Here is a 17,813-nt window from a genome sequence, read left to right as displayed (position 1 = left end):
AATCTATTGAATTAATGAAACTAAATAGGATAAAAGTTAAACATAAATAATGATTTTTGAGCCATCATTGGATTAGGACTTTCATAGAAGCAAAAAAGCTAACAAATTAGTTAGCTTTTTTAATTTTACATATTTACTTAAATTTATTTTATCTTTATCTCAACTTCATTTCATCTAGTTATACTTCTCTTCAAAGAGTAATTATTTACAATTATTGTTAAGAACTAATCGTCAGAAATTCGATTAGCTCTTGTTTCTGTTAATTGAAGCATACAGAGAATTATTTCAGCTTAGGATTTTTATTTAGAATCTCTATATTTTGATTTCTTTCTCCGCCATCAGAAAGGTCTTCTGAAAATTCATGGTCTGCCTTCTTGCCTAACAGAAGCTCAGATGTACGGATTGTGCTAGATGGTAAATTATTATTCGCTGCAGCTTGCTTGTTCCATTTACTCATTAATATCACCTCTTAAGACTAGTATTGGAATTTGTTCATGTATTTATTTAGAATTAAATAAAGAACTGAGTATGATAGAGGAGACAATGTTATGGACAAACATTTTTTTCACTCTCTTAAAGCAACAAAATCAGCGAAATGAAGTTAACGAATACGTTTCGATTAGATTTAAAAACCGTAAATGCAAATTTTAAAAGATTCTAGATTTACAAATAAAGTTTTAAAATCATCTGTAAATTTTACAATCGATTCAATTTAAAGGGGCCTATATATGGCCGCTTCTTTTATTCTGTGCTTTTATTTATAAACCTTATTAATTTATATCCTGTAATTAATGAGAGTACATAACCCAAAAAAGATAGAATAGTTACTAAAATATTTTGGTAAGTATTAAATCGTATTAAAACAATTAAGGAAATAATGATAATGAAAATTAATAAAACATACCACTTTAATTTATTATTAGACCTATAAGATAACCCCGCCTTTGTAATCTTACTTGCGAATTTTGGCAATGAAGCATATATACCGATCAAAAAAAGTCCTAAAAAAGGGTACAAAACAGTGTAATAAGTATTGTCAAAGGTTGTGTTTTGAAACCTGAATATGAAGTCTAACAATAAAAATAATCCTAAGATATAAAGAAGTGAGAAACTTAAATAGCTCAATGTTTTCATAAAGTTACTCCTTTTTGAAATATTTAGATTAGTTTGACTAAAGTTAGAGAAAGTATTACAATTGTTTTTTTATTTCCATATTATACCATAAGGCATTGGCCAGTTGATCATTATCAATCTGAAGGATTACGTGAGACTTCATTTTTAACTGATAATGTAATTAAATATCACCGCACAATCTCGACTTATATAAATGACTTAATTGGTGCCGGTTTTCGTATTAAAGCAGTAAAAGAACCTGTTCCTTCTGAAGAAATGATAAAGAGAGTACCTGGAATGAAGGATTAAACTCGAAGACCGATGTTTTTAATGATTTCAGCAGAAAAGGAAAATGCATTTTAAATAAATTTTAGTTGATCGTTCCAAAATTACGCGTTCCTACTATAAGTAGTGACGTTTTTTCTTTTAAAAATATGATGTGGCGATTATTGAAGCTAATAAAATTTATTTGCATATTAATGCTCTTTTTTGATTTGCGAATTTTTCTTTTAGAATGCAAAGTACATACATTCGTTAGTATACTTTAGCAGTTGTCTCATATCGTTTAATAGAGGGACACGTGATGAATGAATAGTGTTATATGGGAGAGGATGCTGGATGATGAAACGATTTGCAACATATTATCCATATGAACAAAAATTATTAATCGAGGGTCATCACAAACTCATTCAAGGGGAAACGAAAAATGGACAATCGATTGTTGATTCAAGATTCAAGATCGCTCATTTGGCCAAAGAAATAGGTAAGAAAGTGGTACTTGTAGGGTTTGGCTTAGGTGTATTAGTATTACTGAATCCAACGAGTAAACTTTTCCTTTACCCGGTAAGCATGATCATAGAAAATGCTTACCTCCATGCAATCGATTGGTTGCATTATGATGCTGGACAACATATTCACAACTTAACATCAATAAAGATCAGTTCGGGTCACTATATTGTTTCGATTGATGCACATCAAACACAAAGTAGTCCGCTGGCAAAAGACGGGCATTTTATCCTTGAGAAAATCGATGGAAAAATGAAGAATCATTTCGAAGGAGTTAAAGATTTTCTGGAACGAAATAAATGAAGAAACAACTCCTTGCTTAGTTGAGGAGTTTTTATATTGGTCATTGAGGAGACAAATTTTGACAAGTTTTCGAAAAGTAATACAGATGAGTTGGAGAATAATTGGTTCAACGTTTAATTGGTGTACACCGACTCAAATGTGTTTACTCTTATTTAAGTATCTAATAACATGGTATATAAGCGGTAGGTAATCTATTTATATGACGGAAACGAGGATTTTGCAGGCTTAATCTCCTCAAGAAAACATAGTGAAAGGAGTACGATAATGGATTTATTCTTTGATCACCTTGTTTGGTTCTTTAAGAAACCAGAGAAAGCCATCATACCCTTAAAACAAAGAGGAATTCAAGTTGTGAAGGGAGGCCGTCATGAATCTTGGGGAACATATAATACCCTAACTTATTTTGGCTTAAGTTATATTGAATTTTTAGGAATTGAAAATTTATCAATAGCAGAAAAACATTATGAAAATCGATTAATTACTCTAATCGTAGAACAGCTAGTAAAAGAAACTCAGGAAGGTCCTGCTACAGTAGCGATCCGAACAAATAATATTGAAGAACTTGCAATTAAACTTAAAGCAAAAGGACTTACAGTATATGGACCGCTTACTGGGGAGAGAGTACGTGCTGATGGTCAAATAATCAGATGGTCATTGTTATTCCCTGAATACACGGAAAAAAAAGTTAAGTTACCATTTTTTATTGAATGGGAAAAATCAGATGAAGAAAGGTATTCGGAATTTGAGGATCAAGGACTTATTGGCTCGCACATATTAGGACAACCAAAGTTGGAAAGCATCGGTTTTGCCATAAATAATTTGGATGAGACTTTAGAAATTTGGAAGAATTTGTTTGGACTTAAACAAGGCAAGGAGTATATTGATTCCGAAATCAATGCACGTTGTAGAATATTAAAATTGAACGGAACTAATTTATTATTTTGTACACCAATTGGAGATGGTCTGGCTGCTAAGGTATTAAAAGAAAAAGGGGAGACACCTTTTTTAGTGAACCTTACTAATACGAATCAAAATCACTTCTTTGAAATGTTAAAAGGTTATTGGAAATTCCAATAATCTATTAAAGGTAAGCCCTTTACATATTAGCGTCAAATTCGTGGAACGATAGCGGTTTGACGCTTTTTTTATATGTTTCTAGACATCTTTAAGACCTCAATAACTCTGGTTGAGTACACAATGACTACATAATTTACTGATTCTTTTTTATAGGGTTGCAATGAGCTTGTAAAAAACTTGTAAAAAGAGTGTAGTCCAATTTGCATAAAATTGTTACATTTCTAAGTTAACATATATAAGTATATGTCAAGCTTAGGGAGATAAAGATGAAACGAATTATTAATAAACTAATTTTAGTAGCTGCAAGTTTATCATTTACGATCCTTCCAAATGGTGTACTTGCAGAGACTTTACCAAATACAAAGATTAAGAGTATCCAAGACAAACGAGTAAAAGTTCAAGAAGAAGCACAAAAAGCGAAAAATGAGATGGATCAATTAAAAGATCAGCAAGAATTGTTAGTAAACTCTTTAGATACAATTTACTCTTCAATTGAGAATGCAAAAATAAAGATGAGCCAAAAAGAGGCAGAAATAATAAATGGTAAAAAAGAAATAGAAGAATTACAAGCTGAAATAAAAGGATTTAAAAAACGGTTAGATCAGCGTCAAGTAATCATAAATAATCGCTTAATTACAATACAAAAATCGGGTGGAAATAACTCATATTTAGACGTTATTTTTGATGCGAAAAGTATTGGTGATTTAGTTCAACGAATAAATGCAATTGGTAAATTTATGAATGCTGATCAAGACATTGTTAAGGAACAACAGAATGATCTTGAAAAAGTTGAATTAAAAAAGAAAGACATAATATTGACACAAAATAAGTTGGAAAATGATAAAAAAGATCTTCAAAATTTAGAACTTACACTTGTTAATCAAAAAACTCAAATGAAGGCTATACTTAGCAAGCTTAAGGATGATGTAAATGAAAAAGAACAGGATATTTTGAGTTTAGAAGAACAAGAAAACCTATTAAAAGAACAAGAAAAAGCAATAAAAGCTGCTTCAAATAATTTAGGTAGTAATTTTACAAGACCAGCGGAAGGGTATGTATCTTCAGGTTTCGGATATCGATCATTTGATCATGAAACGCATTTTGGCGTAGATATTGCAAAAAAAGGAAGTACACCGATTGTCTCAATAGCAAATGGCGTTGTAATACGAGCTTACCATTCATCTAGTTATGGTAATGTTGTCTTTATTACACATAATATTAAAGGAAAAGTATTTACATCAGTTTATGCTCACATGCAAAAGTATCAAGTCTCAACAGGGCAAACTGTTTCAAAAGGACAAAAAATCGGAACGATGGGAAATACGGGTCATTCTTTTGGTCAACATCTTCACTTTGAATTACATGATGGACAATGGAATGAAGCAAAATCAAACGCTGTTGATCCAGCAAAGTATATTAACTTTTAAGCTTTTATAAAACTTTTCGATCCACATTTTTCTCTTATCAATCCAAGAACACAAACTGTCCGTATTTCTATGTAGTGATTCATCAATATTTCAACATTTTAAACAGCCTATTTTTAGCTAGGCTGTTTTTTGATTTTTGAAAGATATGTGAGTGATGTTTATCGCATAAAGAGATATGGATTCTTTAGAAGGATGAAATTAGATAATACGTGTCCAACGACACAAATGTGTTTACTGCGAAAAGGGTGACATAAATGTGTTTAAAAAATATTCTTAAAAAAATGGATTAATAATATTTGAAAACAATTAAATAGGAATTATTTCCTATGTGAATATTTTAAATTATCGAAATTTTATTGAAATTATACTATACTTAAGATAACGATTCTCATAGTCAACATGATCATTATTTGGAGTAGAAAATTGTAATATTTTAACAAACTACTACACTTTAAGGAGGATTAAAAACGTGGTCATTGAAAAAATGCATCCTGAAATCAAAAATATAATTACAAATATCGAAAATGTAATGATTGGAAAAAGAAATGAAGTCGAACTTAGTTTGGTAGCCCTTCTTGCAGGAGGGCATGTTTTATTGGAAGATGTTCCGGGTGTTGGGAAAACAATGATGGTAAAAGCACTTGCTAAATCCGTTAATGCAAATTTCCGAAGAATTCAATTTACCCCTGACTTGTTGCCTTCAGATGTAACAGGGGTTTCAATTTATAATCCAAAAGAGATGGAGTTTCAGTTCCATCCTGGACCTTTGATGGGAAATATTATCCTTGCTGATGAAATTAACCGAACTTCTCCAAAAACACAGTCTGCACTATTAGAAGGTTTGGAGGAAGCAAGTATAACAATTGATGGGATAACCTATGAACTAGCCAAGCCCTTTTTCGTTATGGCGACACAAAATCCAATTGAATATGAAGGTACATATCCACTTCCTGAAGCACAGCTAGATCGATTTTTGTTAAAGATGACAATGGGATATCCGACAATTGAGGAAGAACTAGAAATATTAAATAGGTTGCAAAATATCCCTCCAATTGAAGAGTTAAAACCTGTTATTGAAATTGATGGTTTACTGTCGCTTCAAAAGGAAATGAAGAATGTTTTTATCGATGAATCGATTAAGCATTATATTGTGAGTATTGTTAATAGTACGAGACAGGACAGAAATGTTTATTTGGGAGCAAGCCCAAGAGGTTCAATCGCACTTATGAAAGCGGGACAAGCATATGCATTCATGTACGGACGTGATTACGTTTTACCTGATGATATACAATTTCTAGCTCCATTTGTATTGTCCCACCGAATTATTTTAAATTCAGAATCAAAATTTGAAGGAATTACTGCTGAAAAAATTATTAAAAATATTGTTAAAAAGATTTCTGTACCTGTTAAAAGGAAAGTGAAATTATAATGAAAATACAATTACGTGTCCTCAAAAAAGTCAGGAAGTACCTATTGTTATATTTTCTATTACCTGTACTGTTTTTGAATGCTTTGTTTCAAGGAGGATTTGTAAGTTGGTTTTTATTCTATAGTTTTCTTCCATTTATCTTATACTGTATTGCATTATCTTTTTATCCGTTGGAAAATTTGAAAGTGACTAGAGAACTTCCTAAAAACGGTTTCAAGGCCGATGATCCGATAAAAGTTATTTTAACCGTGAAAAAGTCAAATTTTTTTCCTGTATTTTATTTTTTAATTGAAGAAAATTACTCAAATAATTTACAAACTACTGATCAACAAAAATTTACAAAGGAGCTGATCTTAACTGGCTTTAAAAAGGAATGTTCCTTTGATTATATGATTCACAAATTACCACGAGGGGAGTACATTTTTAATTCCTTAACAATAAAGGTTGGTGATCCTCTTGGTATTTTCGAATCGAAAATAAAATTCACCATTATTAATAGATTCGTAGTATATCCTCAGTATTCGGAGCTTTATTATCGTCCACTTGAGCATCAAAATAATCAAGGCTCAACAATGTATAGTCATCATATTCAACGGGATATATCAATGGCTGTAGGTATAAGAGAATATCGGTCTGGAGATAGGTTTTCCTGGATTAATTGGAAAACTTCCGCTAAACGAAATGAGATGATGACAAAAGAGTTTGAAGAATTACAATCTAATGATCTGTTTGTCATAATGGATTGTGCTCAAAATGAACTTTTCGAATCAATTGTGTCGTTTACAGCATCTTTTCTACATACTGTCCTGAAAAAGGGTATTCAGATAGGCCTTTTAACAAATAACAAAAAACTAGATTGTTTTCCAATTAGAGGGGGAGAAGGACATTTTCAAAAGCTTTTTTACCACCTTGCGAAAATAGAGACAAATAATACTTCACCAATTGAGATGGTTTTAGAAAAAGAACTTCGTTTCATTCAACAAAGTGTATCTTATATGTTAATAACCACTCGTTTATCTAAAAAATTGGTCGAAAATGCTAGTTTTATTAAAAATAGAAAAGGTTCATTTACAATATTTGTTATTAAGGCAGAGTCTATGAGCATAACGGAAAGTGAAAAATCACTCATTTCAATCGCCAATGCACACGGGGTGAGAACAATCATTGTACGTGAAGGTAATTTTAATGCAGCCTTTACAGGGGGAGATATACAATGAAAAAAAGTAATTTCACCTTATTTTTGTTGTATTCATATGGCTGTTTATTGTTATTGGAATGGATAAGGCCCATTGATCATTTAACAAATACGTATCATATGAAAGTCTTCACGTTATACATGTTAATCGTTTTTACATTATCTTTTTTTAAAGTAAAAAGGATCCTTCAATGGATTATAAACATATTCTTAGTTTTAATCTTCGTTAATCGGTTCCATTACGATTTAGGTTTTTTTCATTTTCGATGGATATTAATTTTCATTAAACATGTAGTTGAGAACATTATTTGGCTTACAACTGGCCATTTTAATGAATTGACTAACGAATTCAAGACATTATTATTCTTACTTTCACTTTCTATAATAGTCTATTTCATCAATTTCTTTTTAAACCGCAATTGGATCTTTTTCTTATTCCTTTTGACAGTTTTATATATTTCTCTTTTAGATTCGCTTACCGATTACGTTGGCAAACCTGTCATTGTTCGAACAGTAATACTTGGTTTTACAACAATGGGTTTATTAACTTTTGAAAATCTAATGGATAAAGGAAGAGTTCATTATTATTCAGAATATGTAAAAAAATGGATGGTTCCACTCGTTAGTATGATTACTCTTTTTGTCCTAATTGGATCTTTGGCCCCTAAGCCTTCACCAATTTGGATTTCCTCAAACTGGTTTTTCCAAGTATTTAACCAGGATGACAATGTTGGTTCCGGTGGAGGAACAAAAACGGTGGGGTACGACACCGATGATTCAAAACTAGGTGGACCTATAAAAGATAATGATGATCCGATTTTTAAATATGAATCAAATCAAAGTATATATTGGAAAATGGAGACTAAAGACACCTATACAGGTCGAGGTTGGGTTGATTCTGCATCGACGCAGCGTCCTATGAAAAAAGAAGATTTTGTAATGTTAAATACTTATGCAGATCCGATTGAGACCAAAATCGAAACAGCAAGGATCACAATCAATGATAACTATCAGTATAACTATATTATGTATCCTGAAGGAATTAAAAAAGTAGTAAAAATTCTACCTTTTAACCCCGATCGAAATGTTTTCAAACTTGATACAACCATTGACAGAATAAGCTATTTCAATAATAGCATTCCAGAAATTCCAGCCAGTTTTGAAGTAGAATATGAAATACCTAGATATAAAGCAAAAGATTTAATCAAAACAGTAAAACTTGATTCAAATTTGATCAATGCTGCCTTTTACCAAAATTATACTCAATTACCAGCAAATTTACCTAAGAGAATAGGTGAGTTGGCGCAGCAAATAACAATAGGAAAAACAAATTGGTATGACAAAGCGAAAGCAATAGAGAATTACTTTGATAGGGATGAATACATATATACTCAAAAGAATGTAGCTTTTCCAGGTAAGAATGTTGATTATGTGGACCAATTTTTATTTGACACGAAAAGTGGTTATTGTAATAATTTTTCAACATCGATGGCAGTAATGCTTAGAACGCTGGGGATACCAACACGTTGGGTTAAAGGATTCTCTGACGGTAATTTTGTTAGAAATAGTAAAGAAGACTCATCAAAACAAATTTACGAAGTGAATGCTAACGATGCTCACTCATGGGTTGAGGTATTTTTACCAAATCAAGGCTGGGTGGCATTTGAACCTACTAAAGGCTTTTCAAATGAACAAAATATCAATAACAGCAACGAAAATTTATCTACCACCCAACAGCAAGATTTACCTACAAATGTAATTAAAAATAAACCGATGCCTGAACTTGAAGAAGTAAATGGAGTAAATGGTGAAGAATCAAAGAAAACTGAAAAAACTAATTACTTTTCTGATCTCTGGTATAAGATTAAACAATCAATTATGAGTGGTTCGAAAGAGATTTTTCTTTCTCTAGGACTGATCCTTGCTGTTATAGGTATCATTTATTTAAATCGTATAAAATGGCTTCCTTACTTTTTCATGTTAATTTACCGTTTTAGTAAAAAAGACGATAGACTAGAATCAGCTTACCTTACTTTATTACATCAATTAGCTCGTTATGGATTAAAGCGTAACGAAAACGAAACACTTAGAAATTATGCAAAATATATTGATTCTCTTTTTGCTACAAGCGAAATGACCGAATTAACTATCTATTATGAGCAATACTTCTATAAACAAGTTAGCCAGGAAGATAATTGGGAGAGATGCCTAAAATTATGGAAGAATTTAATGAAAAGGACGATCTAAAATTTAATTTAATATGTTGAACTAATAAAAAACCGCTGTTAATAAACTTTTTTAGCAGCGGTTTTTTATATTTTTAAAGAGAGTTACTAGATGTATTGGGAAAATGTATTCCAACTTTTTGACTTATTACAACTAATCCAAGCTGTTTCAGAAGAGATTAAAAGAGAAGGAGACAACGATGGTTGAAATAAACTTATTAATGAAGACGCTTTTATGAGTCGCGTAGGTATTTTTTTGAAACAAAAAATATTGCTATTCTAGTGAAATCCTTTAAGTTAATTAAAATTTTAATATACTAAGATAATATTAGTTATTAAACCTTTGATTTTTTCTATGAAAAACCTGTTCCCAAATCGGAGCAGGTTTTTTAATTTTTTATTATTTTCATGCCATAGTTTTGATTTCCAATCCTATTTATTGATAACTGAAATGAATCATTTTGATAACTATAATGTCATTTACCCCAAAAATATATCACCATATAATAAACTTAACATTTCAAATAATCTAAATTTGGCATTTCATTATGTTTAAATCCCGCTATCCTAAATGTAATTTATTTTTGAGATGATGTGTTCGAATACTTATCAAATTATGACTAGTCTTCCATACCACTTAAAAGAGGAATAAGTAAACGATTTACTAAAAGCAATGAAAAGAAGAAGGGTATTATCAATCTGGATTTACAGATTGTTCAATATAAAAAATTATGGAGGGTAACAAATGAGAACAAAGATGACAAAACGGATTACTTCTTTAACACTCGTACTAACTTTATTCCTGTCACTATTTAGTAGTTTAGCTTTTGCCTCAACAAAAGAGTCAGTAAAAGTAACAAAGGTCCCAAAATCGAAGGAGATCGTAAAACTTATTCCAAGTGAATCAACAGTCTCGCTCTCTCTTTCTAATGGTCATCACAATCTAAAGGTTGAAGCAGAGTATAAGGATGGTAGTAAAGCAGATGTTACAGCGGAAGGAAAATGGACATCAGAAGATGAAAAAGTTGTAACTGTTGAAACTGGAAAACTAACAGCAGTAAATGCTGGGTCTACAAATGTACAATTCAGTCTTGATAATGCAGTTTTAAACATTGAAGTAAATATTAAGAAAAGTACACAAGTTTTAAGACAATTATCAACTCCTTCAGATAGTAAAAAAATTGTATCGCTTGTTTTAGAAGCTCAACAAATTACTTACATAGATGAAGGGCAAGAGCGTCCGATTGCATTGAAAGCGCTTTATAACGATGGTTCGATGGAAGACGTAACGAAATTAGCTAAATGGGAATCACAAGATCCTTCAATTGCATCGGTTGAAAAAGGGGTATTAAAAGGGTTATCAAATGGGGATGTTGCAATGAAAGTAACTTACGCAAATTTTCCACAAATAAACTTCTTTGCTTCGATAAGAGGTATTCCTCATGGTGATGAGTTGTACCTTTCAGCTGACATGTTTAAGTTAGAAACCTCTGATAAGCCGGTTCAAGTAAGTGCCAATATAAAGAACACCTGGGGGAATGGAGCATATTCATGGAAAGATGTTACTTCTACAGGAAGTTGGACAACGACAAATCGTAATGTTGCTACGGTAAGTAAAGATGGTCAGATTACCCCAGTTGGAATAGGCCAAGCATATATCTATTTTAAATACGATAAATTGGTTGGTGCTGTGCAAGTTAATGTTGTTAAGCCTACAAAGCTTATAACTGATGAACCTACAGTTGAATTATTGCCAGGTTCAAATTGGCCTGTTAATTTAACCGAAGTATTCACTAACGGTATATCAGAAGGTGGTTTTAATTTAAGTGAAAATGTAAATCCTTATGATGTTAAATGGACCGTCGATGATAACAGCATTGCAACGGTTACTGATTCAGGATATATCATTGGACGTAAAACAGGTAAAACGTTTGTGACAGCTTCCTATCGATCAGATGTTCTTCCACCTGTTAAGATTGAGGTTAATGTTACTAATAAGCTTGCTACTCCGAGAGTGATTGGTTTGACAGCTTCACCATCAAATCTCTCTTTAGGTACAAGTGCAGATGATTTTGAAGCGCCAGTTGCAATAACGGCAATTTACAGTGATGGGAGTACGAAGGATGTCTCAGCTTCCTGTGAAGTGTATTCTGACAATATCAAAGTAGCTACAGTTGACAGAAATTTTGGTGGTCCACCAATGGCGGTAGGTCAATTGAGTGGCACAACCGTTTTGCATGCTATCTATGATAATGGTCGATACACTGTAGATATCCCGGTGGCAGTCAAGGATCAAGACGGTCAGAAGCAGGCACCAATCCCTGAATCAATTTCTGTTACATCAGATATGAAAAATATGGTAGTAAATCAACAGCAGCAATTAGAGGTAAAAACGACCTATTCAGACAGATCAAATTCAACTTCATATGCCGTATATAAATCATCTAATCCTGATGTTGTTAAAGTAAATAAGAATGGCCTGCTTACTGCTGAAGGCACTGGTACAGCAATCATTACCGTAGATAGCTCTGGATACTCAAAGCAGGTTTCAATTGTCGTTTCAAATGAACCTTCTAACGATTTTGTAAATAAAATTGTTGATCTAGTTCCTAGTGAAAATGACATCTCCTTTAGTTTATCTGAGCACACGCATTCGTTCTCTGTAAAAACAAAATATAAGGATGGTTCAACAGCTGACGTTACATCAGACACAAGATTCACATCATTAGACCCAGACAAAGTTACAGTTAAGAATGGTGTTCTTACAGCAGTAGCAGCAGGAACAACACAGGTACTTATCGATTACGGCACAAGAACAAAAATCTTGAATGTTTCAATCCTTTCTGGGAATGATGCATCAATTAAAGATTTAAAAATTGAGTCCTTACTTGTTTCCTCATTGGATGTTGTTGTTCAAAAAGATAAGCTTTATCCAGTACATGTTATTGCTCAATACAGTGATGGAACTTCAAGGGAGTTATCGAACTCAATCCAGTGGACAACAGAGGATCCTACAGTTGTAAGTGTTAAAGACGGGAAATTTATTGGAATGAATACTGGAAAAACGACGGTTAGTGCAACAATTGCAGGTTTCTCTTCTATTAAAATTCCAGTAAAAGTACAAGATCAAGCTGGACCAGTAAATTTAGTAGGAATTGTTAGCGCGGGGATGGTATTACAGCCTGAAGCAGGATCTCTAGTAGCTGCGATAACTAATATGCACCATGGGATGATATTACACCCTGAAGCAGGAACTATTGATGCGAACGCGTTTGCTGAATATACAGATCATAATATCGTTCAGGTTGATACAGAAGGGAAATGGGAATCTTCCGACGAAAGTGTAGCAACTGTTGACCAAAACGGGGTCATTAAATGGGTCGGCCCTGGTGAAGCATACATCTGGTTCATTTATGAAAATATGAGAGATGCTATTTGGGTAAGAAACACTAAGCCTGTAGATTTATATTGGGCTGAAAACGATAAATGGACAAATAGCAATATAATGTTAGAACCTAATAAGTCCACTAACATCTCAATTAATGGAGATTTTGGTAAACATTTTCGTGATGGAAGAACTGATACTTATAATCTTAATTATAAAGCAAAATTCACGGTAGCAGACGAATCGGTTGCAACGATTTCTGCTGATGGACATGTCATCGCTCACTCTGTTGGAAAAACGACAATAACTGCTACTGTTTTTGGAATGTCAAAGACAATTGATGTTGAAGTTGTAGCAAAGTATCCTACATTTACTAGGGGGATAAGTTCCGCACCTGGTTATATCGTAAATTCAGTAGGCTCAACAAATGAGGTAGTCATTAATGCTATGTCAAGCGATGGAACGATAAAAGACGTTACAGCTGATGTCAAATTGATAAGTTCCAATCCGGAAGTAGCGGAAGTGACCGCTGATCATAAGATCGTAGCGAAGTCTGAAGGAGCCGCAGTAATAATTGCGGAATATGACGGATTTAAAATTATTATTCCTGTTATCGGTAAACCATAAAGAATACTTTGTATAATTGATGTTTAGATAAACTATACCTTTAAGATATAAAATAGTCTGGTTTTTATGTTCACCCCACCCCCGTAAGTTAGCAATAATCTAACATTACGGGGTATCTTTATGGGGAATATTATGAAAGAAGTTAAAAGGAAAAGAAAATATCCCTAAAAAAAAATTAAAGTCGATCTAATTTCTACTATTATATATTATTTTTAAATTATCTAATTTCTTAATCAGTTATTGGTATGTAATAGCTACAACTTTTTTTATGAATAGACTGATGTTTCAATGGAAAATATATACAATAAATTAAAAGTAGAAAAGGAGGTCTTGCTCAAAAAATGAATAATGAAAAAATTTTCATTAGTGCAGCATTAATCCTCGTACTACTTTCCAGTTTATTTATGAACCATTTTATAATGATTTCAGCATTACTTGACATAGCAGGAAGAGATGCTTGGTTATCAGTAGTTATTGCTCTCCCAGTTCTGTTAGTCTGGATTTGTATTTTATATTACATCATGAGAAAAACGAAACAAAAGTCTGTTACCCTACTGATAAAACAGAACTATGGAAGTTTAGCCTTTTCTATAATAGTTATTCCATTATTAGCTTTTTTATTGATAAATACTTATATTACTTTAAAGTCCATTTCATATTGGATCACAGTAATCTATTTACCGAAAACACCAACAATTGTAATTGAAGTATGTTTATTAATGATCTGCACTTATTGTGCTTATGCAGGACTATCATCCATTGCGGTCATATCAGTATTTTTTATTCCTTTTGTTCTAATTTTTGATTTTTTTCTTAATGGAGCGAATATCCAATTTATGCATATAAATTGGATGAAACCGATGTTACAGAATGGTTGGAATCCAATTATTAAAGGTAGTTTTTTTATTGCTGGAGGTTATATCGAACTTTTGTTTTTATTATTAATTCAGCATCGAATTAAAAATCAAATTAGATTTTGGCAAATATTTTTTTTAGGAATTTTGATGCTAATATCTTCAATTTTTCCATTATTTTATTCAATTTCATTATTTGGTCCTCAATTATCAGGAAAAATGCGCTACCCCGTTTATGAACAATGGCGCCTTCTAGGTATTGGTCATTTTATTGAACACGTAGACTTTTTCTCTGTTTTTCAATTTATGTCATGTTCCTTTTTAAGAATCTCCTTAACTTTATACATATTTGTAGATATTTTAAATATTAGATCAAAAAGCATGTTTAAAAAAATGTTTTGGGCTTTAAGTTTTGTGTTATTAGTAGCCGTATGTATACCAGTAACAGATTTAAAACTGCATTCATTTATGAAACATCATTATGTACCTATATTTGTACCTGTTATCTTTTTTATTTCAATTTTATTAGTACTCTTTTTCTTGAAAATTAAGGTAAATCTAAAAGGGGATGAGTCCCATATCTAAAATAAATGAACAAAAAATAAGAAAATTTTTCAAAAATTGTGCAGATGTGCAAATAAAAGTACATCACTTAAATAATAATCCGAGAAATAAACGTGTGCTTTTTGTCTATTCTAGTGGAATGATTGATACCATTCATATGAACCAGTTTGTATTACCTAATCTGCAAAATAATACTTTACAACTAATACCGATAAATAGTAGTGAAAAGGATACTGAACAGCAAATCACTCTAAAAGTTTTTACTGGTGAATTAATTTTAATATTTGAAAATACGAATGAAATTTTTTCTGTAAATATATCAAATATTCCACAACGTCAAACTGAGGAATCAACTTACGAGGTTTCAATTAAAGGTGCTCGTGATGGTTTTACAGAATCTCTAGAAACAAATGTGGCATTACTTAGAAAAAGAATACCTAGTAATTCTTTATGTAATGAATTATTTAAGATTGGTACACGAAGTCAAACTAGCGTTTCTTTACTCTATCTATCAGATGTTATAAATGAGAATATTATCGCTGAAGCAAGAAAGAGACTTAAGTCAGTTGAAGTAGAAATACTAAATGGAGTTTCTCCTCTTGAAGAATTGCTATCAGACTCGCCATATACATTTATTCCATCTTTAACATATAGTACTAGACCAGATATGATCATCGAGTCACTCCAAAGAGGACGGTTTTGTATCTTAATAGATGGTGCTCCAGCAGCATTGATTGCGCCAATTAATTTAAATTTTTTACTAAAATCTGCTGAAGATATTTACATGCCTTATTACTTTGTTACACTTCAAAGAATATTAAGATATTTTGGATTGTTAATTTCAGTATTACTACCTGGTATTTACATTGCAATGACTACTTATCATTTAGACCAGATTCCTTTTCCAGCCCTTGCAACAATTTCACTAAATTGTATTGGTATACCATTTTCTCCAGGGATGGAGTTAATTTTATTGGTCATTCTTTTTGAAATACTTCGTGAGGCAGGTTTGCGCTTGCCAAAATCAACAGGCCAAACTGTTACGGTGGTAGGTGGGTTAATAGTAGGAGATACAATGATTCGATCAGGACTTGCATCTCCGAATGTAGTTGTTGTTGTTGCAATTACACTGATGGCTCAATTCTTAATTGTAAACCAGACTTTTGGAAGTGCTGTTATTTTAATGAGAGGTATATGTATTTTAATGGCGTGTTTATTAGGATTGCCTGGTTTAATGCTTGCTCTTTTTATCATATTAATCTATCTCTCCACTTTAAAATCTTTCGGAGTATCAATCATGTCGTCATATAAAAATCCAAGTGACAGTGACTACTTAAAAGATATTATTCAACTGCCCAAACCATTTATGAGAAAGACACCAAAATTTTTATATACGAAACATGCGCGAAAACAAGGAGAAGAGTCAAATTGAAACTGAAGCTTATTTTACTAATTGTTCCAATCTTACTTTTAACCGGATGTTGGGATCAAAAACAAATAAATCAAGTAACATTTGTCTCAGCTTTAGGAGTAGATTATGTAAATAATGAATATGTTTTATATGTCCAAGTATTGGATTTTTCAACAATTGGTAAATCTGAGCAAGGAAGTAGTGGAGCAGAAGGCCCTAACATTTGGGTCGGTAAAGGAAAAGGAACAACATTTTCACTGGCCTGGAACGACTTGTATAATAGTATCCAACAAGGGACATTATTTGGTCAAATTAGTTCGGTTGTGTTTAAGGATTCTGCCTTGGGTAAAGAACAAATAGACGAATCATTAGATACATTTGAGAGGTTTATAGATGCAAGAATTACACCTTGGATTTACACAACAAAAGAACCAATTGATAAAATTTTTGCAGTACAACCAATGTTACCAAGTTCACCAATTATGACCTTATTACATTTACCTAATGTAAATTATGAAGAACATTCAATCATTTCACCGATGAAAATGGTCGAATTCGCTGCACTTTATAATGAACCTAGTTCATCAATTATCGTTCCAACAGTTGGGCTAAATGAAGAATTGTGGAAAAAAGATGACGAAAAAATGCCGATGTTGAATGTAAATGGAGCTTTTGTGTTTCATAATGCCAAAAAAACACAATGGATTTCAAAAGACGATTTGATAGGTTTACGTTGGATTGATCAGAATACTGTGATGACGCCACTCTCTTTAAATGAAAATAACGGAAAACTAAAAGCATTGCTTCCAATTAAGAAGCCAAATATAAAGATTCAGTCTAAAGTTAGCAAATCAGGTGTTCCAAAGTTTAATTTGACTATTAAAGCTCATGCATCTGTATCTCAGTTAAATTCCAAAATCAGCAATAGAGCACTACAAAATAAAGCTGAAAATGAAATTAAAAAGGAAATCCGTACGACTTATTTGAAAGGATTAAGTAAGGATTTAGATGTATTTCATTTAGAAGAAGAAATGTTTAGAAATAACTATAAATCCTGGAAATCAATTAAAAAAAATAATAAATTTCCACTAACGTCCGATTCTTTAGGTACTATTAAAGTAAAAATTACAGTCACTGATCGAGAAGAAAAAGAATAATGAATTTTTATTTGTTTAATTTTTTACTATGAATACAATCCCTTCACATAAACTTTTGTGAACTAAAATATAGTTGAGTGAGGGGATTAGTTAAAAATAATCAAAAGTAAAAAAAGTGTAAATTTTATTTCACTTCGTTAATAATATCATTACTATCTATTTTATATAGGTAAATGTTATTGACTATATAGTTAATCAGTATTAACCTTATCTTGCATTCAAGATATTGAATTTTCGATATTCTTATATAAGAACGAACG

11 protein-coding genes and 1 pseudogene are annotated in these 17,813 nt (G+C 31.9%); 11 read left to right on the top strand and 1 reads right to left on the bottom strand.

Features of this window, described 5'->3' with window-relative positions; genetic code table 11:
- Positions 1 to 280: 280 nt before the first annotated feature.
- Entirely contained in the window at positions 281 to 457 is a 177-nt protein-coding gene (locus ABEY15_RS17140; RefSeq protein ID WP_429891351.1) for a hypothetical protein, read from the bottom strand.
- Positions 458 to 1,227: 770 nt separating this feature from the next.
- Here ABEY15_RS17140 and ABEY15_RS17135 point away from each other — a divergent pair.
- The 11 genes and pseudogenes from ABEY15_RS17135 to ABEY15_RS17085 form a co-directional block, all read left to right on the top strand.
- A pseudogene (locus ABEY15_RS17135) lies at positions 1,228 to 1,422 on the top strand (class I SAM-dependent methyltransferase); the annotation flags it as partial.
- A gap of 309 nt (positions 1,423 to 1,731) precedes the next feature.
- A complete protein-coding gene (locus ABEY15_RS17130; protein ID WP_429891350.1) occupies positions 1,732 to 2,202 on the top strand; it encodes a hypothetical protein in 471 nt (156 codons plus the stop codon).
- A 264-nt stretch (positions 2,203 to 2,466) separates the two neighbouring features.
- Positions 2,467 to 3,279, top strand: coding sequence for a VOC family protein (locus tag ABEY15_RS17125; protein ID WP_429891349.1), 813 nt, complete (start codon positions 2,467 to 2,469; stop codon positions 3,277 to 3,279).
- A gap of 266 nt (positions 3,280 to 3,545) precedes the next feature.
- Positions 3,546 to 4,706, top strand: a complete 1,161-nt coding sequence (locus ABEY15_RS17120) for a murein hydrolase activator EnvC family protein (protein WP_429891348.1) — start codon at positions 3,546 to 3,548, stop codon at positions 4,704 to 4,706.
- A gap of 484 nt (positions 4,707 to 5,190) precedes the next feature.
- A complete protein-coding gene (locus tag ABEY15_RS17115; RefSeq protein ID WP_429891471.1) occupies positions 5,191 to 6,135 on the top strand; it encodes an AAA family ATPase in 945 nt (314 codons plus the stop codon).
- A gap of 44 nt (positions 6,136 to 6,179) precedes the next feature.
- Entirely contained in the window at positions 6,180 to 7,352 is a 1,173-nt protein-coding gene (locus ABEY15_RS17110) for a DUF58 domain-containing protein (RefSeq protein ID WP_429891347.1), read from the top strand.
- Positions 7,349 to 9,577: a transglutaminase TgpA family protein gene (locus ABEY15_RS17105; RefSeq protein ID WP_429891346.1), complete on the top strand. Its 2,229-nt coding sequence runs from the start codon at positions 7,349 to 7,351 to the stop codon at positions 9,575 to 9,577. The genes ABEY15_RS17110 and ABEY15_RS17105 overlap by 4 nt, the downstream gene beginning before the upstream one ends.
- Before the next feature lie 723 nt (positions 9,578 to 10,300).
- The gene (locus tag ABEY15_RS17100) at positions 10,301 to 13,567 is read left to right on the top strand and encodes an Ig-like domain-containing protein (protein WP_429891345.1); all 3,267 of its coding nucleotides are present in this window, start codon (positions 10,301 to 10,303) and stop codon (positions 13,565 to 13,567) included.
- 341 nt (positions 13,568 to 13,908) lie between these two features.
- Positions 13,909 to 15,006 carry a GerAB/ArcD/ProY family transporter gene (locus ABEY15_RS17095; protein ID WP_429891344.1) on the top strand — a complete coding sequence of 366 codons (1,098 nt, stop codon included), beginning with the start codon at positions 13,909 to 13,911 and terminating at the stop codon, positions 15,004 to 15,006.
- Positions 14,990 to 16,417 carry a spore germination protein gene (locus tag ABEY15_RS17090; protein WP_429891343.1) on the top strand — a complete coding sequence of 476 codons (1,428 nt, stop codon included), beginning with the start codon at positions 14,990 to 14,992 and terminating at the stop codon, positions 16,415 to 16,417. The genes ABEY15_RS17095 and ABEY15_RS17090 overlap by 17 nt, the downstream gene beginning before the upstream one ends.
- Positions 16,414 to 17,553 carry a Ger(x)C family spore germination protein gene (locus tag ABEY15_RS17085; RefSeq protein WP_429891342.1) on the top strand — a complete coding sequence of 380 codons (1,140 nt, stop codon included), beginning with the start codon at positions 16,414 to 16,416 and terminating at the stop codon, positions 17,551 to 17,553. The genes ABEY15_RS17090 and ABEY15_RS17085 overlap by 4 nt, the downstream gene beginning before the upstream one ends.
- Positions 17,554 to 17,813 lie beyond the last annotated feature (260 nt).

Source organism: Gottfriedia acidiceleris (assembly GCF_050457485.1).
GTDB classification, from domain to species: domain Bacteria; phylum Bacillota; class Bacilli; order Bacillales; family Bacillaceae_G; genus Gottfriedia; species Gottfriedia acidiceleris_D.
Note: the sequence above shows the minus strand (reverse complement) of the source record. Positions and strands in the feature narration are given on the sequence as shown.